This window comes from Actinomadura rubrisoli (genome assembly GCF_004349215.1).
Classification (GTDB): Bacteria; Actinomycetota; Actinomycetes; order Streptosporangiales; family Streptosporangiaceae; genus Spirillospora; species Spirillospora rubrisoli.
This window is the reverse complement of the sequence record NZ_SMKU01000020.1, coordinates 1-19,101: the sequence shown is the minus strand read 5'-3', so window position 1 is coordinate 19,101 and position 19,101 is coordinate 1. Positions and strand designations below refer to the sequence as shown.

Annotated in this window: 17 protein-coding genes; 2 read left to right on the top strand and 15 right to left on the bottom strand. The window is 69.1% G+C overall.

Translation table 11 applies throughout. The annotated features are described in order from the left end of the window. Positions 1-526 precede the first annotated feature (526 nt). The 6 genes from E1298_RS07040 to E1298_RS07015 form a co-directional block, all read right to left on the bottom strand. Positions 527-2,266: an ABC transporter ATP-binding protein gene (locus E1298_RS07040; protein WP_243725424.1), complete on the bottom strand. Its 1,740-nt coding sequence runs from the start codon at positions 2,264-2,266 to the stop codon at positions 527-529. Then, entirely contained in the window at positions 2,263-3,570 is a 1,308-nt protein-coding gene (locus E1298_RS47815; RefSeq protein WP_165975343.1) for a lanthionine synthetase LanC family protein, read from the bottom strand. Before E1298_RS47815 ends, E1298_RS07040 begins: the two co-directional genes overlap by 4 nt. Further along, positions 3,567-4,553, bottom strand: coding sequence for a T3SS effector HopA1 family protein (locus E1298_RS47810; RefSeq protein ID WP_165975342.1), 987 nt, complete (start codon positions 4,551-4,553; stop codon positions 3,567-3,569). Before E1298_RS47810 ends, E1298_RS47815 begins: the two co-directional genes overlap by 4 nt. Beyond that, positions 4,546-5,691: a phosphotransferase family protein gene (locus E1298_RS07030; protein ID WP_131890148.1), complete on the bottom strand. Its 1,146-nt coding sequence runs from the start codon at positions 5,689-5,691 to the stop codon at positions 4,546-4,548. The genes E1298_RS47810 and E1298_RS07030 overlap by 8 nt, the downstream gene beginning before the upstream one ends. Positions 5,692-5,694: 3 nt before the next feature. Beyond that, on the bottom strand, positions 5,695-5,982 hold the full coding sequence (locus tag E1298_RS07025) for a hypothetical protein (RefSeq protein ID WP_131890146.1): 288 nt from the start codon (positions 5,980-5,982) through the stop codon (positions 5,695-5,697). 950 nt (positions 5,983-6,932) lie between these two features. Further along, the gene (locus tag E1298_RS07015) at positions 6,933-7,361 is read right to left on the bottom strand and encodes a Tn3 family transposase (RefSeq protein ID WP_341770601.1); all 429 of its coding nucleotides are present in this window, start codon (positions 7,359-7,361) and stop codon (positions 6,933-6,935) included. Between E1298_RS07015 and E1298_RS47805 the strand changes: the two genes are divergently transcribed. After that, complete coding sequence (locus E1298_RS47805; protein WP_165975341.1) at positions 7,342-7,500, top strand: hypothetical protein; 159 nt, start codon at positions 7,342-7,344, stop codon at positions 7,498-7,500. The two genes, E1298_RS07015 and E1298_RS47805, sit on opposite strands and share 20 nt — an antisense overlap. Positions 7,501-7,547: 47 nt before the next feature. Here E1298_RS47805 and E1298_RS07010 read toward each other — a convergent pair whose 3' ends face one another. The 8 genes from E1298_RS07010 to E1298_RS06980 form a co-directional block, all read right to left on the bottom strand. Further along, the gene (locus tag E1298_RS07010; protein ID WP_131890142.1) at positions 7,548-8,864 is read right to left on the bottom strand and encodes an NAD(P)/FAD-dependent oxidoreductase; all 1,317 of its coding nucleotides are present in this window, start codon (positions 8,862-8,864) and stop codon (positions 7,548-7,550) included. After that, a complete protein-coding gene (locus E1298_RS07005; RefSeq protein ID WP_131890140.1) occupies positions 8,861-9,280 on the bottom strand; it encodes a YybH family protein in 420 nt (139 codons plus the stop codon). The genes E1298_RS07010 and E1298_RS07005 overlap by 4 nt, the downstream gene beginning before the upstream one ends. Next, the gene (locus tag E1298_RS07000) at positions 9,277-10,413 is read right to left on the bottom strand and encodes a 3-oxoacyl-[acyl-carrier-protein] synthase III C-terminal domain-containing protein (RefSeq protein ID WP_131890138.1); all 1,137 of its coding nucleotides are present in this window, start codon (positions 10,411-10,413) and stop codon (positions 9,277-9,279) included. The genes E1298_RS07005 and E1298_RS07000 overlap by 4 nt, the downstream gene beginning before the upstream one ends. Positions 10,414-10,752: 339 nt before the next feature. Next, the gene (locus E1298_RS06995; RefSeq protein ID WP_131890136.1) at positions 10,753-11,085 is read right to left on the bottom strand and encodes a YnfA family protein; all 333 of its coding nucleotides are present in this window, start codon (positions 11,083-11,085) and stop codon (positions 10,753-10,755) included. A gap of 92 nt (positions 11,086-11,177) precedes the next feature. Further along, complete coding sequence (locus tag E1298_RS06990) at positions 11,178-14,777, bottom strand: Tc toxin subunit A-related protein (protein WP_131890134.1); 3,600 nt, start codon at positions 14,775-14,777, stop codon at positions 11,178-11,180. Between the two features lie 269 nt (positions 14,778-15,046). Beyond that, the gene (locus E1298_RS06985) at positions 15,047-16,345 is read right to left on the bottom strand and encodes a pepsin/retropepsin-like aspartic protease family protein (RefSeq protein WP_131890132.1); all 1,299 of its coding nucleotides are present in this window, start codon (positions 16,343-16,345) and stop codon (positions 15,047-15,049) included. A gap of 10 nt (positions 16,346-16,355) precedes the next feature. Further along, positions 16,356-16,478: a hypothetical protein gene (locus E1298_RS51130; RefSeq protein WP_279497872.1), complete on the bottom strand. Its 123-nt coding sequence runs from the start codon at positions 16,476-16,478 to the stop codon at positions 16,356-16,358. Between the two features lie 4 nt (positions 16,479-16,482). After that, complete coding sequence (locus E1298_RS06980) at positions 16,483-16,782, bottom strand: serine hydrolase (RefSeq protein WP_207944485.1); 300 nt, start codon at positions 16,780-16,782, stop codon at positions 16,483-16,485. A gap of 304 nt (positions 16,783-17,086) precedes the next feature. On the opposite strand from E1298_RS06980, the gene E1298_RS06975 reads away from it, so the two are divergent. Beyond that, a complete protein-coding gene (locus E1298_RS06975) occupies positions 17,087-18,523 on the top strand; it encodes a S41 family peptidase (RefSeq protein WP_165975340.1) in 1,437 nt (478 codons plus the stop codon). A 370-nt stretch (positions 18,524-18,893) separates the two neighbouring features. Here the strand turns inward: E1298_RS06975 and E1298_RS47800 are convergent. Beyond that, positions 18,894-19,101 (bottom strand): hypothetical protein (locus E1298_RS47800; protein ID WP_207944484.1); only part of this gene is annotated, 208 nt, incomplete at its 5' end.

Sequence of the window (19,101 nt, the reverse complement as noted above, 5' to 3'; positions counted from 1 at the left end):
GACGTCGGGGCCCCAACACCTCGCGGTTTTGTGGAGCAGCCGACTCAGAAGCTGCCATGAATCGTGTTCGTTCTCACTGACTCGTGTGGTGAGCTTTGGCCGGATGTCGTCTGCCGATGTCCTCATCGAGTATGTCGAAGTCGAAGCACAGATCCTCTCGGTAGAAGGATCCGGGTGGAGTGTTCCCCAGACTGAGTTTCCGAACGAGCGGACCGACCAGGCGGTCGTCGCTGAAGGTGTCTTCACCCCAGACATTTATACGCATGGTGCGGATTAAGCATGTCGCTCCTTCGATGACGGCGGCGATCGTTTCACCGCCTCCTGCGGGTTGCCGTGTGCTCACCGCGGAAGGCCATGCGCCTTACCGGTTCACCATTAGGGCGTTCCATTCCGTTCCGTCGCGGAACCGGTACCGCCGGTGCTGTAGCCGGGATGCTCCTGCGGAGCGAGAGTGGCGCCGGGCGGCCCGCGACGCGCCGAAGCCGGCCGACGTGACCGCCCTGGCGACCCGAGCGGGCGGCGCCGGTTAGGTGACGAAGGCGGTGTATCGGCCGTTGTAGCCGAGGAGGCCGGCGTGCGTGCCGGTCTCCACGACGCGGCCGTGGTCCAGTACGACGATCTGGTCGGCGTTCCGGACCGTGGACAGCCGGTGTGCGATGGTGATCGTGGTCCGGCCTTGAGTGAGCAGGTCGAACGCCTGCTGTACCGCTCGCTCGGTCGCGGTGTCCAGCGCGCTGGTGGCCTCGTCCAGGACGAGCACGCGCGGGTCGCGCAGCAGTGTGCGGGCGATCGCGATCCGCTGCCGCTCGCCGCCGGAGAAGCGGTGCCCGCGGGACCCGACCACGGTGTCGTAGCCGTCCGGTAGGCCGGTGATCAGATCGTGGATCTGGGCGGCGGTGGCGGCCGCCTCGATCTCGGCGTCGGTCGCCGACGGCCGTGCGGACCGGAGGTTGTCGCGTACGGTGCCGTGCAGCAGGTAGGTCTCCTGGCTGACCATGCCGACGGTCGCGGCGAGGTCGGCGAGCGTGAGGTCGCGCAGGTCGATGCCGTCGAGGGTGACCCGGCCGCCGGTGGGGTCGCGCAGCCGCGGTACGAGTGATGCCAGTGTGCTCTTGCCGGCACCGGTCTCGCCGACCACGGCCAGCGTCGTCCCAGCGGGTACGTCAATGGTGACGCCGGCGACCGCGGCCGGGCCGCCACCGGGGTAAGCGACGGTGACGTCCTCGAAGCGTAGCCGGCCGGTGACGGTGGCCGGGTCGATCCGTACGGGGTCGGCTGGGTCGTCGATCTCGACCGGCAGGTCCAAGTACTCGAAGACGCGTCCGAAAAGGGCCAACGAGCTGCTCACCATGGCGCCGGTGTTCAGCAGGCCCATCATCGGCTGGAGCAGCGCCGACTGCAGGCCGGTGAACGCGACCACCGTGCCGATGGTGGTCGTTTCGGCGTAGCCGGCGCCGACGTAGATCATGGCCGGGATCGCGGAGAACAGGACGTTCAGCGCCACCATCCGCCACCGGCCGGTGAGCTGGGCGCGGAGCTCGAGGTCGACCAGGCGGGTGGAGATCTCAGTGAACCGGGCGACCTGGTCGGGCCCGGTGCCGAGCGTCTTGATCAGCTGGATGCCGTTGACCGAAAGGCTCTCCTCAACCGTGACGGTGAGATCTTCGTACTCGAGCTGCCGCCGGCCGAGTATTCTTCGGCGCAGCGCGGCGACCTGGCGGGTGACCAGCACCGCCGGTGTCGTCACCACGAGTGAGATGAGCATGAGCCGCCAGGACAGCGCGGCCATCGCCACGGCGACGGTGACGGCCGTCGTGAGCTGCAACGCGGCCGAGGAGGCGGCCGAGACGATCACGTTCTGCAGGCCTCCGACATCGTTGGCGATCCGCGACTGCACCTCCCCGGCCCGGGTCCGGGTGAAGAACGCGAGCGACTGCCGCTGCAGGTGGGCGAACACCTCAGTCCGCAGCCGGTGCATGATCCGCAAGCCGACCCGGGAACTGATCCAGCCCTGCAACATGCTCAGCACGGCGACCAGCGCCGCCACCGCGACGAGACCGGCACCGAGCTGGTAGAGCAGAGCAAGGTCGCGCCGTGGCAACGCGGTGTCGATGACCGCCCGCACCAGGAACGGTGACACCGTCCCCACCACGGACGTGGCAACGGTGACCGTCAGCATCAGGACCAGCGCCGGCCAGTGCGGCGCGAACAGCCCGCCCAGCCGGTGCAGCGGCACCCTGTGCTCGGGGTCGGCCGGCTCGGTCACCGACCCCACCGCACGGGCAGCAGCAGGGATGGGATCTGCGGTGCCGCCAGCCGGAGGTAGAAGTAGCCGATCCCGGCCAGGCCGAGCATCAGATTCGGGCTCTCCTCACTGTGGGTTCCGCACGGCCAGGTGCCGGTACTCGCGTTCCGCTCCAGCCCGTGGTCGGCGACGAGCGATGGGATATCGCGGCCGCCGGCGTCGGCGCCGAGGATCACGCCCGCCTGCTGGAAGGACTCCGCGTTGCCGGGGAGCCCGTGACAGAGCGAGTAGTCGGCGCCGCCACCTTCCAACAGCCGGCGCGTCACCCGCTCGGTGGTGGCGAGCGCCGTGGTCGCGTCCTGCCGCCACCGCGGCTCGCCGAGCTGCTCGTAGGCGTGCAGGCGGGACAGCGCGATGCCCGGGGCTCCGGTGCACCACAGCGGGGTGTACACACGGGCCCGGCCGGTGCCGGTGTGGCGCCGGAAGTCCGGCCAGTCGCCTTCTTCGACGCTCAGCCAGCGGTTCTCATAGCGCATCGCGTTACGGGCGGCCGTCGCGAACAGTTCCTCACCGGTCAGCCGGTACGCCTCGATCAGCGCGACGGCCACTCCCGCCGTGCCGTGCGAGAGTCCGGTGAGATCACGCTGAGCGGGTATCCGGAATGAGTGCCAGGACCAGCCGGTGCGGGTCTTGCGGGCGGTTCGTAGCAGCCAGCCGGCGGCCGTTGCCGCCGCCTCGGCCAGCGCGTCCTCGCCGGTGTAGCGATGTCCCAGGACAAGCGCCAAGACGGTGCCGGCCATGCCCGACATGAGATCGAACTCCGGCCGGCCCGGCGACTCGACGTCCTGCCCGTCGACCGCCTCGACGAGCCGGCAGACCTCACGCAGCAGGCCGGTCCCGGCGTCGACGAACTCCGCGGCGTCCAGCAGCAGCCCGGTGCGAAGCGCGGCCACCCCCATTCCGGTCCAGCCGGTGTAGAAGGCCACGCGCATGTGGGGATCGAGCTCCTCGCGCCGGGAGAACGCATGCCGCATCGCCGCCAGCGCCGTCGGCCGGAACTCATCCTGGCCAGTGGTTGTGCACAGCTGGGCGAGGAACAGTGCGACGCCGCTGCTGCCGGCGTACAGGTTCGGGCCGAGCGCTCGGTAGGTCAACGCGAGCCTCGCGCCGTTCCGGTTCCGCAGGTCCAGCGGTTCGGCGCCGACCCAGTTGCAGCGGTCTCCCGACCAGATGGCTTCGGCCACCAGCCGGGCGCCGATTCCCACCGCAGCCGACAGCTGCCGGTCCGCGGTGTCGGCGGCGGGGCTGTAGCCGGGCGCGGTCATGAGACGCCGACCAGGTCGGGACTCAGGTGCGCGGCGTCCAGATCGATGCGGGCTTCGGCAAAGCGTTCTTCCACGGCGGCCAGTACGGTCGCGTCGTCGGCCCATCCCGATTCGTGCGACCGCACCAATGCCTCGGCGAGCAGCCGGCAGCGGTGCTCCCCGAAGCTTCTCCCTGTTCCCGGGTCTTCGGCGAAACCCAGACCAGGGGCCAGTTGGGCGGTGAACACCGGCGTACGCGGGGAGAGGAAGCCGGCGATCTCGGCGTGCAGGGCGAGCATCAGATCGGCCAGCGCGGGATAGTCGTCGCGGGGCAGATAGATGACTCCCGCGTCGCACCGGAGGAAGGCGTTCGGGTCGTTCGGCACCTTGAGGTTGAACGCCGCCGCCGCGGAGTTGAGCAGCCGAGTCGCGGCCGCGACGAACGGGGCGGCCCCGTCCGGGCGCAAGTTCCAGTACAGGCGTACGGGCCGTCGGCTGTCCATCGGGCGGTCGCCGCAGGCCAGGTAGAAACCGGGGGAGACCCAGAAAAGCTCCTTGGGCAGCCGTAGTGCAGCCCACTCGCCGGCGGCCGGCACGTCGGCCGGTGTCGTCCAAGTCAGCTCGTCCGCCATGACGGTCAGTTCCAGCCCGTTCTTGACGACCATCACTCCGTACTCGTCGGTTCCCCGCACCTGCCAGCCGCCGTCCAGATGTCCCTGCCCGCAGTTCGCCGCCGACAACGCGGCCTCGAAATCGTGCCGGCTCGCTGACAGCCTGGTGACATGCCATCGCGTCCGCTCGGCTCGACCGTGTCGGTAGAAGTCTGCGTACAACCGGCTGGACAACTGGTCCACGAGATAGTCCCGGGTCGCGCGCGAGCTGAGCGTACGGGCGGCGCGGGCCGCCGGCCGCGCAGACTTCACGCCGAACCACGAGTAGCACGCCGGCGGGTAGATGCGGGTGGCGGCAATGGCCTCGGCCACCAGCGCGCGGGTGTCACTCATCACTTCCCTCTCGCGGAGACAGGCCAAGCAGATGCTCGGCCGCTTCTTCGGGCCGGGCCAGCACGTTCTCGGCCAGTTGGGTGAGGCAGACCACCACCGTGGATACTCGGGACAGGGGCTTGGTCCGCTCGCACGCGGTCTGCAACAGCCGTGCGCCCGCGTAACGGACGCTGCGGATCAGTGCCGCATCCGCCGTCTCGGCGTCCCACCCGCGGGCGCGCACGTAGGTCGCCCAGAACGCCCGCATCGCATTGTGCATGCGCCCCAGCGGGAAGCGAGCCTGGTCGAGGTAGTGGTCGGGTTGCTCGCTGCCGGTCAGCGGGAACGAGATCAGCCAGTGGTGCAGGTAGGAGGAGAAGATCGAACCGGTGTCCCAGCAGGCATCGCCGAGGTTGCCGAGCTCCCAGTCGACGAGCGCCAGCCGGGTATGCCGGCCGGAGGTACCGGCCGCGAGGACCACACAGTTGTCGAGCTTGAGGTCGTGGTGGATGAAGGCATCGGTCCGCCAGCCGGCGCGTAGCTCCGCGAGCGCCGCCCGCAGTTCCGGAGACGACTGCACGATCCGCACCAGCCCGATGCCCGCGTTGCTCATCTGGCGATAGAACGCCGTTCCCGGCCGGTCCAGCCGCAGCGCCCAGGGCAGGTGGCCGGGAAACTCCGACGGTCGTTCCCGCGCCGGGCCGGTGGCATGTTCGTGCAGATCGGCGAGTGCGGCCCCGAGCCGGGTTCCGAGGGTGACCGGAAAACGCCGCGTACGGGCATGGTGGGTGAGTAGGTCCGATGCGTCCGGGAACAGTTCCAGGACGAGCACGCCGTGGTCTGCGTCGAACCCCAGGCAGCGTGGCACCGGCACCGAAGCTCCGCTGGAAGGATGTCGCCGGGGAAGCGAGTCGAGCAGCGCATATACCGCTGCCTCGTGTGCGGTCGTTCCCGGCCCGGTCCAGCCGGTGACCGGCTGGACCGGATCGGACCTACCCTGCTTGATGAACAGCCCGACCGCCGGGTCGGCACGCACAATGACGTTGCTATGACGGCTGGACGCATCGACCATGCCGAGACCGCCGTCAACTACCGCGTCCGGGTGAACATGCTGCCGATCCAGCAGATAGCCGGTCAGCTCCGATAGGCCGAGGACCATGGGTTAGCAGCCGAAGGTATTGCTGCATACCTGGAGGTCGGTCGCGCAGCCGAAGTCGGTCGGGAGCGCGGTGGTGTGGCAACCGTCGGTCTCGGGTCGGCAGGCCGGAACGTGCAGGTTGTTTGTGCACGTGACGGCATCCGAAAAGCCCGCTTGTGGAAGATATGGCTTGCCGTGCTCGACGAACGGGGTGACGTCAGCCGACTGAAAGTGCCTGGCGACAATGCCGCCCTGCAGGAAAGACGCTTGTGGGTTCGAGGCGAACCCGTTACTGCCGAACTGACTACGCATGTCGCTCCTTCGATGACGGCGGCGATCGATTCACCGCCTCCTGTTCGTTGCCGTGCTCACCAGGGAAGGCCCTGCGCCTTACGCTAGTTAGGCGTTCCATCCCGTTACATCCCGTTCCATCGCGGAACCGGTACCGCCCGGTGCCGCCGGGCACTCCTCCGTCGGCATATCGCCTGAAACGGCTCTGATGTGGCGCTGAAACCTCGATTTACCGGTGTCTAACCGGTTGCGGGCAGCGTTACACGCGTGAAAATTGTTTCTGTTGACGGCGCTCTCTGAAAATTTCCCCACCTTCGCTCTCTGATCGCCCCAAGTTGGGGTGTCCTACCAGCGCACCTCCTTGTGTAGATGGGACCGCATCTTCCCTCTCGATTTGGCTGACAGGATCAGGATGGGGCAGCGGGCTTGGCAACCGATGGGAAACAGATGGGAGATGGATTGGGAAGGCCGGCCAGCGATTGCCCAGCGCGAGGCGAGAAGCTCAGGAGGACTGGCAATAGCCGCATATTCAGCCTGCCTCGGGCGTTGCGTTGCGTGGGGTGGGGCGGCGGTCATGGTGACGATTGTGGTCAGCGGTGCGTGCTCGGCGGGGCCCGGGCACGTCGTCTCCACCTGAGGAATTCGAACGCGCCCTGATCCTGGAGCGCCAGCGCGAGGGCATCGCCGCCGCCAAAGCCCGCGGCGTCTACACCGGCCGCAAAGCCGCGCGCGGAACCGGCCGAGGTCGTCGCCGGTGGCATGACACCCAGCAGGCGCGGCACCCACGCGGACGCGTCGTGAACAGGAGTACGGACAGCGTGAATGTCAGTACTCCTCTGCACGCGACACTATTTCCCCAGGCCACGTGTACAGAGGACTCCAGACATTGACACAGTGCGCGGTGAATCGCGAACGAAACGTTACCGATACAGGCGTGACGCGTCCGCGACGCCCCGACACGTTGTCCGCGTTCAGATCTGCCCGAGCATCCCGCCCGTGCCGTTGACGGGCCGTGTGCGCAGGGGCCGCCAGCCGTTGGCGAGCTCGGCCTCGACCTCCACCGGAATCGCCCCGAAGAAGTTGATGTTCTCGCTGCGTCCGGGTGAGATGTGGGTGAGCAACGCGTCCTCGACGCTCTTGCCGTCCGCGCGGAGCCGCTGCACGGCCAGTCCGAAGTACTCTGTGGTCCAAACCACCACGCTGTTGGTCAAGATGGTCAGGCACCAGGCCTGTTCGGTCTGATCGGACAGGTAGGGCCGGGCGGCGAAGGTGCCCTGCTGGGTGTAGTGCAGGTCGCGGCGCAGCGCGTGCAGGGACTCGCCCTTGTTGAGCTGCCGGGAGATCCGCCTCCGGTACACCGGGTCCGACAGGTAGCGGGCCGTGTGCAGCGTCCTGCGCAGCAGCCCCCACTCCTTCAGGGCCGTGGCCAGGGTGTTCTGGCGCGGAGCGGCCGACTACGCCTCGCACCGCTATGAGGTCGTTCCCGTCCCCGACGACGTGCGGGGTGGACTGTACGAGTGTCTTGACCGGCTCGTCTGATCGGTGATCTGCGTAGTCGTCGCGGGGTGGCCCGTTGGACTCGACCGTTAGTGGTGTTGCTGATGTAGTGCGCGTGTGCCGGTGATGAGGGCGGCGCTCGCGCGGGTCAGGGCGAGGGGCGGACGGTCTAGTGCGATGACCGAGATCAGGCTTTGGCATGCGGCGCTCTGCCTTGTCGAGGCGGCGGCGATGGTGCGGACGAAGTGATGAGTCAGCCAGGTGCGCGGTGAGGTGAGGGCGGCGGCGAGGTATTGCCGGTCTTCGCCTGCGGCGATGGCCCATGCCGAATTCGCGCAGGCGTCCAGGGCGCGCTGGAGCCGGGCCGTGTCCAGGTGGGGTCCTTGGCTGGTCAGGTGCCGGTGCAGGGCCGCGGCTTGGAAGGCTGCGACGCTCATCCCGTGCCCGTAGAGCGGGTTGAGGGTGCAGGCGGCGTCGCCGACCGCTATGAGGCCCTCTGGCGTACGGGCCGGGTCTCCGAATTCGCGCCTGCGGTTGACCGTACGGCGAAAGGTCGCTACGGGATTCAACGGCTCGGCGTCTCGTATCACTTGGTGGATGGCCGGGCTGCGCAGGTCACGGGCGAAGTCGAGAAAGCTCTCGGGATCGGTGCCGGGAGCGTCATCTCCGATGCCGGCCATTGTGCAGATGACCTGGCCTTCTTCTTGGCGGTACAGGGCGCCTCCCCGGCGGACTCCGTGGGCGTCGGGGGGAAGGAATAGTCCCTTGCGTTCGGCGAGAAGGCCAGGTGGGAGCTTGTAGCGGCGGCTGGAATAGGAGAATCCGGCGTTCAGCACGTTCTCGCGAGGTGGCGGCAGGCCCTCTGAACGGAGCCAATGGGGTGTCCGGGAGGCGCGGCCCGATGCGTCGATCACCAGGTCGGCCGGCAGGCTGTGCGGAGTCGGATCGGCCGGGAGGAGGTACCGGACGCCCGTGACGCGGCGCCTCTGGATGATCAGGCCGGTGACGGTCGCGGGGCACAGGCGTCCCACGGTTGCCATGTGGTGCCGGACGGCCGTGTCGATGAGTGCCTTGCCGCAGGTGACGGCGCGGGCGGCGGCCACGGGCCTGAGCCAGCCGGCGGGGCCGAGCCAGCCGACGTCGCGCGGGAGGCTGAGGTGTACCGCGCCGTGGTCGGTGAGGTGACGGCCGAATCCGGGGACGAGACGATCGATCGTCGCGCTACCGCGACCCCATAGCAGGTGCAAGTGGTCGCGTTGAGGGGATGTGGAATGAGGGCCGTCATCCGGCTGGTCGCGCTCGATGACGGTGACCTCGTCGAAATGGCTCGTCAGCACGTGCGCGGAAAGGAGGCCGGCCAGTCCTCCGCCGATCACGATCGCGTGACCACCGGTCTTCACGGTCACGGGTGGGCCCAGTCGCCCACTCCATAGGGGTCCTCCGCGGGGATGGAGTAGTGGTCGTGTGCGATTCGCCAGCGCACCCCGTCGTTGCGCAGGATCCAGGTGACCGCGAACCTGATCTCGCGGTCACCGGTGGGGGTGGTGACCCGGGTGTCGGCGACGGCGGTGATCCAGCTGAGGTCGCCCAGATTCGTTTCGGACGGTCCTTCGATGAAGTCGACGCTGCGCAGCCGCAGGCCCGCTCCGTACCACCCCGACCAGCCCCTGCGGATGCCGTCGATGCCGGCAAGGGACGCGGACGGGCCTTCGATGAGCGAGTACGTGTCGGGACTCTGTTCGTAGTGGTCGAGGGCTCCGTCCATATCCTCGGCGATAATGAACTTGACGAAGGCGGCCACGGTTTCCAGTGCGCTGGTCACAGGAGGTTCCCCTTTTCCGCGCGTCCGGTGCGCGGTGGCACCGGATCCGCGATGTCGACGTGGGTGATGAGGGCTCCGCGTTCCGGGCCCGCGCCGACGACGCTCAGGCACACGCGGTCGCCGTTGACGACGCGGCCGTCCGCCATGTCGTCATGAAGGAGCTTGGTCGTGGCCGTGGTGATCAGGTTTCCGAACTCGCGGGCGTTCGTCGGAGCCTTGTCGGGGCCGAGGCCCACGCGCCTCAGGAAGTCGTCCACCAGGGCCGGGCCGGCCTGGTGGGTGTAGATGCGCTCGACCTTGTCCGTGTAGCCGGGTACCGCGGCCTGGAGGTCGCGGTGATTGAGGAGCATCGCGGCGGAGTAGAAGTGCGCCAGGGCCTTGCCGTCGAGGCCGAAGCAAGACATCTCATCCGCGTGGGGCGTGCCGGGGGGATGGTTCAACCCGCCGCCGGGGAAGCGCACGAGCGGGTTCTCGTCGAAGGCGTCGGTGTCGCGCGAGTAGAAGACGGTGGTGCCGTCCTGGCTCGCGGAGCGGCTGAGGACCATGGCGCTGGCGCTGTCGGAGAACGTTCCCGCGGCGGCCCACAGGCTGTCGCGATCGGGATGGTGCCGGTTGAACCGGTAGAGATCGTTCAAGGCCCCGGTCGAGCCTGACAGGACGCTGGGCACGCTGTAGGTCACGATGAGGATGTGACGGGCGCCGGTGGTCGTCGCCAGCGCCGCCGCCCGCGCGATACCGGCGCAGCCGGCGATCATCTGGACCGGGACGAGGGAGTCCCGCAGTCCGATGCGCCGGCTCAGCTTGAAGGCGTCCTGGTCGAGCATGACCTCGAACGGGTTGCACGGCAGCGCGATGAAGGCGTCCACCTGGCCGGCCTCGATGCCCGCCGACCGCAACGCCTCACGGCCCAGCGCCACCATCGTGTCGAAGTCACCGAACAGGTCCGGAGCCCAACTCTTCGCCTCGATCCCCAGGATGCGCTCGATCTCCGTACCCTCAAGGGACTCCCCTGAGCGGTGCCGGTGCGGGATCTGCATCTGTTCGGCCCACTGATCGATCGGCATCGGCGGTGCGACCAGTGTCGACAGGCCGGAGACCGCATAGGGGAAGGGGCTCGGCTCAGCTTTCGACATGACGGCTCCGCCCTCCTTCGGAGTCGATCACGTCGGCTCGGCCGTGTTCCATGAGTCCCTCTTTTCGCCGGGCATAAAGAACCGGGGTCAACCGTCCTCTAGCGCCGAAACGCGAATCGTTGGGCATATTCGGAAGCCGCCGATCGGGTACTCGGTTGACCGTTACTGCGAGCATCGCCTACTCGCGTGGATTGACACCTGCGGCCGCAGGAAAACATGTCGCGCTTTCCAAACATGTCGCGCTTTGCCCCCGCCACCAGCGCTTATGGGCGATCGACGCCGGTGGTCCCCAGGCGCCGGCGCGGAGGTGGCGGACGCGCGCACGCGAAGCGGGGCTGGTCAGGTGCGGGGGGCGTACATGATGACGGCGACGCCCAGCAGGCAGACGAGGGCTCCGGTGATGTCCCAGCGGTCGGGCCGGAACCCGTCGAGGATCACACCCCACGCGAGCGACCCGGCGACGAAGACACCGCCGTAGGCGGCGAGGATGCGGCCGAAATCGGCGTCGGGTTGCAGGGTGGCGACGAACCCGTAGGCGCCGAGGGCGACGATTCCGGCGCCGCTCCACCAGGGTCCGCGGTGCTCGCGGACGCCTTGCCAGACGAGCCAGGCTCCGCCGATCTCCGCGACCGCGGCAAGGGTGAACAGGGCGAGGGACCGGACGATCGTCATGCGCCGTACCGTACCGATCCCCGCCTGGTCAGACGTGCTCGGACGAGCGCCCCGCGCCAAAGCCGCCAACCGCGCCGCCGCCTCACCTTCCTTTAGGAGATTTGGGCCTTGTAGTCGATGCCCAGAAGGACGTCCCTGACGTTCTCGAAATCCACGTCGGTGTTGTCGATGTGGTCGATGGTCACCGAGATGGCCTGGTCGGCCGGGATGCCGCCCAGCGCGTTCAGCGGCGAGGGGGGTGCCGTCGACTGGGGGTCGGTGATCGGCGGACGGTTGGAGAACGCGATTCCCTTGGGCATCGAGACGGGAACGGAGAGGGGCCTGGGGAGGGCGGCCGTCACCTTCGCCTTGATCGGCGCCTCGCCTTCGGCTCCGCAGATCAGGACGGCGAGGTTGTTGATGGTGCGGGCCTTCTCGGCACGGGGAAGTCCCAGCTTGGCCAGGTCGAAGGCGAGGGTCGCGTGCAGCCTGCCCTCCCGCAGGTCCTTGAGCCCCTCCAGGCCGGTCTGGAAGGCCGAGACGAGGACGAACCGGTCGACCGTGGTGGGCGCGGCCGCCGCCTGCCGGTGGTGCAGGGGGGCGGCGTACTGGGCCCGGAGGTCGAAGGTGATCAGGACGTCGACCACGTCGCGGAGCCCGGACAGGTTGGCCGCCGCCGGGAATTCCAGGGTCCATTGGCTCTGGAAGCCGCCGCCCTCGAACTGCATCAGGGCGCTGCCGGGCAGGCCGTAGATCTCGCGGTCGGTGGTGCCGAGGTCGAACTCGGAGATCGGCAGGGCGTCCGCCGGGCGCGCCGACGGTTCCATCGTCCCGTCCGGGGCGCCGATCTGGGAGATGCCCGTGCTCGACAGCAGACCCCGCACCGGCGCGGTGCCCGCGGCCTGGATCACGCGCGGCGTCACGGCGATGACGCGGTGCCCGTACGTGCCCGGGTAGGCGGCCCGGACGGCGGACTCCAGCGTCTGGAACCGGCACCGGCCCGTGGCCCGCAACTGCGCGAACTGGAGCGGCAGGTCGCGGGCGAGGGAGATGGTGTGCTTCACCGGGACCAGCTCCCGGATGTTCTCCAGGTAGCGGGTCTGGAGGTTCGCCAGGTCCAGGCGCAGCTGGTCGGCGCCGCCCGCGCCGCCGCGCGCGGCGGGGAAGTAGTCCGTCCGGACGAGGTCGACGGTGGTGTTCTGCTCGTAGGCCAGCGCGCGCTCGGCGAGCCACGCGGTGCGGGTCGCCAGGTCCAGGTACCGGCGCAGGATGCGCTGGAGGAGCGCGGCCATGGACGACCAGAACTCCACGTTGAGGAAGCGGACCTGCGCGAATTCGAGCAGGTCGCCGGCGAGCCGGGCGTCGACGTCGGCGATCCGCTGCTGGAGCCCGGCGATCGCGGCGGAGCGCTGGGCGATGTCGAGCTGCGCCTCGGCCACGGGCAGCGTCTTGGCCTGGAGCGCGGCGAGGTGGGCCCGGCGGCCGTTCGCCGCGTCGGTCATGCTGGAGAGGGTGATGTAGCTGGCGACGAAGAAGGCGCCCATGCCGGTCACGGTGGTCGCCGCGGTCCCCATCCCGAGCAGACCCGTGGACACCTCGGTGGAGAATCCCGCCTCGACGGCGGCGCTGGTCCCCACCGGGCCGGTCGCCCAGCCCGGCAGGCCGGTCACGATCTTCTGCATTCCGTCGAAGTAGTCGCCGAGCTGCCCGAAGAAGCTGTCGTGGTCGGCGATCTCTGACTTGACGCTCTCGATCTGCTGCTGCACCTGGCCGACCACGGTCTTCGCCATGACGATCTGGTCCGCGGCCACGCCGGCCTGCTGCTGCGCGATCCGGGACTGCAGGGTCGCGCGCTGCAGCATGGCGGAGTCCTTCATGTTCTCGATCAGCGAGCCCTCCAGCTGCGCCATCGCGTTCAGGAAGTCCTCCTGCACCGACTGCGCGGACGCCGCCAGGGTGTCGGCCGCGGCCTTCAGCGTGGAGTAGCGCAGCAGCGGCACCATGTCGGGGGCGAAACCGAAGCAGTTCAAGCCCGCCGAGATCTGGGAGAAGCCCAGCTGCGCCCGGCTGAGCTGCGACGTGTGCGCCGGGTTGGGGCGCTCGGGGACGGGCGGGACCGGCGGGGCGGACCATGCCGGTTCGGTCGGCGGCACCTCGCCGTGCAGGTAGTAGACGCCCTTGTAGAGCTCGCGGGCACGTCCGATGTTCCCGGGCTCGTCCGTCCGGTACAGGGTGTCCGCCCAGTCGAGCATGGCGACGCCCAACTGGAGCCGGAAGTACCGCATTTCCACCGGGTGCATGCACTCCGGGATCAGTTCGCGGTTGAACTTCTCCGAGGGCCAATCGTCCCGGCCCGCGCCCCAGTAGTAGCTGTCGTCGTCGCCGGGCGGCGGTAGGCCGGGTTCCGCGGCGGTGTCCACCGTGTAGGGCAGCGGCCCGTCATGGTAGAGGCTGAAGTACCGCCAGGCGTTGCTCTCTCCCTCCTCGCTGCCTATGTAGTAGGCCCGCCAGGCGTACTTGGCGTCCGCCGCGCCCTTGCCGATCGCGAAGCCCGCGACCTGGGCGCCCAGGCGCGCCGCCGTGGAGTAGTCCCCGAGCCCGAGGGCCGCCTGCCCGCACAGCGCCGGGAGGGTGAAGACGTCGGCGTACGCCAGTCCGCAGACGATGCGCGTCCGGTAGAAGTCGGCCCATGAGTCCCACTCCCCGGTGTCGGGATAGGGCCCGGTGACCTTCCACAGCTCGGTGATCTTCGCGAGGTCGTCCAGCGAGGTGGCCTCGGTCTGCTTCCTCTTGCGGAACTCCTCCACGACGTCGATCTGCTTGACATGCTCGTTCTGGAGGAGCCCGAAGGTGTCGTCGCGGGCGGACCGGGCCAGGTCGTACGCCGCCCGGTGCTCACGGAGGTCCAGGTACCGGTACGCCTTCTCGATCTTTTCCATGACCTCCAGCGCCCTGGCGTAGAGCCGGAACAGCGCCGGCCGCGTGCCCTGGCCGACGGCGCGTTTCTTGATCTCCTCTCGCTGCGCCGGCGTGACGCTGATGTGGAAGACGTTGCGGATCTGGAAGTAGTTCTCCAGCGGAACGGGCCGCCGGCGGGCGAGCCATTCGTCGGGCCCGAGGAAGAACGGCGCCCTGCCCTGCATGGCCTCCGGCACGATCGGCTGTCTGAGCACGTCCGGCACCGTGTGCACGGGGTCGGGCGGGCTCTGGAAACCGTCGCGGAAGAACGCCTGGAGCGTGCGGATGTTCTCCCCCACGGCCGAGGACATCTCGCCGTCCGCCCGGGCGAAGTCGGTCCGGTAGCGCAGCGACAGCTCCGCGGCGCTGATCTTGGTGAGCCCGATCAGCGTGTCGAGGTACGTGCGTGCCGTCGCGTCGCCCCGCGCCGGGATCTGCTCGGGCGGGACGCCGAAGCCGAATGTTCCACCCGTGGGCGCCGTCAGGATCTCCCGCAGGATCGGGATGAGGATCTCGTTCGCGGGCCGCGAGTCGGTACCCGAGACCGTGAAGTCCTGGTGAAAGCGGTTGGTCAGCTGCTGGAGCGCCTGCTCTTCGGTGATTCGCGTCGTGATGACCACGACGCGGCCAACCATGTTCGTCCACGTCTTCCGCAGGTAGTCGCGGTAAGCGAGCATCCAGCCCGAATCCCGGGAGTTCGCGGACGGCCCCCGCGCCTCGTCTTCCCGAACTTCCGCGTCCGCGGTGTAGAGCATCTCGCGCCTCCCCGATGGCGTCATGTCACGGGGAGCGTGCCACACGCGGCTTGGGATACCCCAAGGCCGTCCCACTCAGCGGACCCCCACTCCCCCGAAGCCATGCGCAACGAACTCAAGGCTCAGCGGCCACTCGCGGTTATGAGTCGGCAGCAGCTCGCCGTTTTGGAGCGCTCGGGCGAGGCCAAGGAGGTCCGGGGCCAGCGCATGCCGGCCCCGGCGTAGCTGGACGCCGTGAGACCGATCGGGGTTCATTGAACGATGTCCCTTCAGGACGGCGGGTTCGCAGGCGACGTTTTCCCGGTGACGTAGAAGTGCATGTTCGTGAAATCGAAGGTGATGGCGAACGGTTTGAAGAAGCTGTGTGTGAAGTTGGCGATGGTCTCGAAACCGAAGTGCGCGTCGAACGAGAGGTCGCCCGCGATGCTGTAGATGTCGCGGGCCACCGCGTTCCCGAGGCGCGCTTCGCGGGCGAAACCGGGAAGCACCTTGACCCGGTTGAAGGTCCCGGGACGGTCGTGGTCCAGCTCGATGCCCGCGCGGCGGGCCATCTCCTCGGTCAGGACGACGCCCATGCCGCCGGGGCCGCCGGTGTCCAGGTAGGCCACCATGGGGCCGTAGCCGTTGAGGCTTCCCAGCGTGCACGGAATGTGGTCCCCCGCGATCCACAAGGGGAGGGGGCGGGCTGCGGCGCGTCCGGCCGCGGTCTTGAATTCACGCAATTGCGCGGGAGTTCTCCGCCGCAGGACGAGCGCCCGGCTCGCGTAGTCCATCGTGGTCAGGAAGTGGTAGAAGATCGTGGTCCCGATGACGCCGGACGGCTGCGGGTCCCCGAGTTCGGCGGGCAGCGCGCTTTCGGCCCAGGACACCGGGAGGTTGTGCAGTTCGATTCCCGCCATCCGGAACGATCGCATCACGCCGTGGTACACCTTGACCTCCCTGCCGCCCCCGACCCCCGTGCTGCTGGACACGGCGCGGAGACCGGCCGCTTTCGCCGTCTCCATCGACAGGATCAGCGTCGCGCCGGTGTCGAGGAGGAACTTCCGCGGCTCGCCGTCGTTCACGGCGGCCTCGACGAGGGGCAGCGGTTCGGTCGCCAGGAAGGGAAGCCGCGTGGCCTCAGCACCGTGGCTCTCGTACGGCCTGCCCTTCACGCTGGCGTACTGTGTGGCCTTGGCCTCCATTCCGGCCTCGCGCAGCAGCGGCACGGCCCGGGCGAAGTCGTCCTGCCGGGCGAAGCAGTCCGCAAGCCTCTGCTTCGACGCCTTGTCCCCGGGCGCCAGGCGGATGGCCCGGCCCAGGAAGTTCTCGGCGTTCGCGAACTGGTTCGACATCAGGGCGATGTATCCGCGCTGCGCCATGGCGTGGGCGTTCTTGGGGTCCTTCCTCAAAAGCCGCTCGTAGCCCCGATCCGCCTTTCCGAACTTGCCGGCTTTGAAGAGCCGGTCGGGTTCCGCGCTGTCCCCGGTCGGCGCGGCGCCGCTCCTGTGCGCACCCAGAACCGGGAGGACGGCGCCCACACCGGCGGCCAGGCCGGCCCGCCGCAGGAAGCCGCGTCGATCGTTCATGGCATGTTCCTCACGTGAATGCGTCACCGGTCGCCCCGCCGAGGCCGACGCCGGAGTGCCCGAAGACGCGCTGGTCATTGAGGACGGTGTTGCGGACGCCGTACCCGTAGAAGCGGCATTGGCCCGGCGTCACCGGCTTATCGGCGGGGAAAAGCGGGACCTTCCTTGTACTCGTGCCTGGTCCCGGGAGTGAACCGGAGTGGTGACCGCCGGATGACGGCCATCCCGCCGTCCATCACCTCCGCGGCGGTCTTCCACCGCTTCTGCCCCTCTCTGAATTCCGGCGACTCGCTGTAGTCGCCCATTCCCGAGGTGTGGATGAGGAGATGGTGGGCCGTGACGGTGTCGGCGATCTCGGGCGGAAAGCCGTCCAGGTACGTCCCCAGCGTGGCGTGGAAGGCCGCCTTGCCCCGCTGGACGAGGTGGGCGACGGCCACGGCGGGAATGTCTTGGTCACCGAAGCGAGGTAGCGGTCGAAGCGCGACCAGGGGGTTCTCGCCAATAAGGGAAGCCGGGTCACGAGCATCCTCCATCAGAACGGAACAACGCCGAACGCATGGCGGGGGCCTACAGGATGCTCGTGACCTCTTCGCTCCCCGTGCGGAAGTCATCCGACATCTTGGCGTGTTTCCTCAGCGTTTCCACCGTGGATCCAGCCGCCGGGTTAACGCGGAAGAAACACTCCGCCCGGCACCCTCTGGCCCTTCCCGCTCGATTCCCTGGCAACGGAGGAGACCGAAGGTGAAGCCGTACCTGATATCCGGACGATGGTCCAAGGCGGTGCTACTGGCGTGCGGAAGCGTGCTGGTGATGACCGCCGCGAGCGCGTCCCCGTCCTCGGCCAAGACGGCCACCGCGCCACCGGCATGCAGCGCGGACCCCGGGCCCGCCCGGGCCGCGGAGACGATGACGAGGCTCAGCACGATCGAGCAGGCATACAACTGCGTCTTCGCCAACTTCTACGGCCGCAAGAAGGTGGACCACCGGACGCTGCTGGCCAGCGCGTTCGCCGGGTTCACCGAGGAGCTCAACCGGCGCGGACTCGACCGCGCCGACGCGACCATGCCGCCGCTGTCGGGAGACCGCGCCGCCGACTGGAACGCCTTCGGCTCCGTTTATCAGCGCGTGACCGACTCGCTACCGGACGACCCGGCGCTGAAGCAGGCGGTGGCCGGCGCGACCTTGAACGCGATGATAGGCAGCCTGCACGACAACCACTCCCACTGGTCGAAAGGTCAGCAGCCCCCCGGCGGCGCCGAGGTGTTCGGGCTGGGAATCGCCACCTTCCCCGCGTACAACATCACGTCCCGCGCCCCGCAGAAGGCGCTGGCCCCGCTGTACGTCAGCTCCGTGACGGGAGGCCCGGCCGCCGACCGGCGCCTGCGGCCCGGTGACGTCATCGAGTCGGTCAACGGCGCTCCCCCGTTCGTGAACGGCACCCTGACCACCGGCGTGATGGACCTGCTCAACCCCCAGGAGGGCAAAGACGCCCCGGTCCGGCTGAAACTGCGCCGCCCCGCGAGCGGACGCACCTGGACGGCCACGCTGAAACCACGACGATTCAAGCCGACGACCAAGACGATCACCTCGGCCCTGCTGAAGGGCGACGTCGCCGGTATCAAGCCCGCGAGCTTCGGGCAACCCGGAACCGCTGACCAGGCGCTGGCCGCCATCGCCGAACTCCACAAGGGCCGCACGCTGCGCGGAGTCGTCATCGACCTGCGCGGGTCCGGGGGCGGCTCCCCCGTCGAGGCCGGCCGGCTGCTCAGCGCGTTCACCCACGGCAAGACCTGGAGCCGGGACTGCGACGCGGACGACGTCTGCGCCGCCTACCCCACCGACGACAGCGTCCCCCTCCTGAACCTGCCCGTCGCCGTGCTCACGGACGGCGTGTGCGCCTCAGCCTGCGACGCCTTCTCCGCCGCGGTGAAGGACCTGCGCGTCGGCCCCCTGATCGGCGCCCGGACCGCCGGAATGGTCTCCGGCCCCGCCCGCGCCTACCAGCTCGACGACGGCAGCCACCTGCTCCTGCCCGCCCGCTACAGCCTCGGCCCGAACCGGGAGATCATCAACGGCATCGGCATCGCCCCCGACCACCACATCCCCCGGACCGCCGAGGACCTGTCGGCCGGACGCGACCCCGCGATGGCCAAGGCACTGTCCATCCTGCGCGGCTGACGAGCGACCGGGCAGGCGGTAGCCGCCTCGCCCAGCGCTTCGGCCGGCCAGGGCCCGCCCTGGCCGGCCGAAGTGCCGTCCGGAACCCGGATAGCACCGCCGATTCCGCACTCGGCCGGCGCAGCAGAATCCACGGTCACCGTCTTATAGAGATCATGACGCACCACAGAAGGGCCGATGCCGCGTGGACGGCCCTCTGAGGTCCGTGCCGCCGACCGCCGTCCGCAGCGGTCCGAGCAGCCTCCCGTCCGTGGCCTTGGCGGGGCATGCCGCGAGCGGGATCCGCGAACCATCGGTCGACCTGCTGAATCCGCCCGGCCGGATCCCCGAACCGCCGCCGGGTGCGGCGCCGGTTCCGGGAAGCCGGTGATCAGCGATCTGGCGGCGGGGCGGTCGGCTTCGCGGAGTCGGTGCGGGACGGCTTCCGGACGGTTGAGGCGATGGCGACCAGGACGTGCTGGCCGTGTTCCACGGGGATGACCGAGGAGGTGAGCCAGCCAGGGACGGCGATGTGGGCGCCGGGCAGGGGGCGGATCATCAGGTGGCGTCCCCATGGCCGTCCGGGCATGGGGGTGAGG

Excerpts from the sequence above, each read along its gene's own strand:
- E1298_RS47815 (WP_165975343.1), bottom strand. The coding sequence starts at position 3,570 with ATGACCGCGCCCGGCTACAGCCCCGCCGCCGACACCGCGGACCGGCAG.
- E1298_RS47810 (WP_165975342.1), bottom strand. The coding sequence starts at position 4,553 with ATGAGTGACACCCGCGCGCTGGTGGCCGAGGCCATTGCCGCCACCCGC.
- E1298_RS07030 (WP_131890148.1), bottom strand. The coding sequence starts at position 5,691 with ATGGTCCTCGGCCTATCGGAGCTGACCGGCTATCTGCTGGATCGGCAG.
- E1298_RS07025 (WP_131890146.1), bottom strand. The coding sequence starts at position 5,982 with ATGCGTAGTCAGTTCGGCAGTAACGGGTTCGCCTCGAACCCACAAGCG.
- E1298_RS07000 (WP_131890138.1), bottom strand. The coding sequence starts at position 10,413 with ATGTCGAAAGCTGAGCCGAGCCCCTTCCCCTATGCGGTCTCCGGCCTG.
- E1298_RS06995 (WP_131890136.1), bottom strand. The coding sequence starts at position 11,085 with ATGACGATCGTCCGGTCCCTCGCCCTGTTCACCCTTGCCGCGGTCGCG.
- E1298_RS06990 (WP_131890134.1), bottom strand. The coding sequence starts at position 14,777 with ATGCTCTACACCGCGGACGCGGAAGTTCGGGAAGACGAGGCGCGGGGG.
- E1298_RS06985 (WP_131890132.1), bottom strand. The coding sequence starts at position 16,345 with ATGAACGATCGACGCGGCTTCCTGCGGCGGGCCGGCCTGGCCGCCGGT.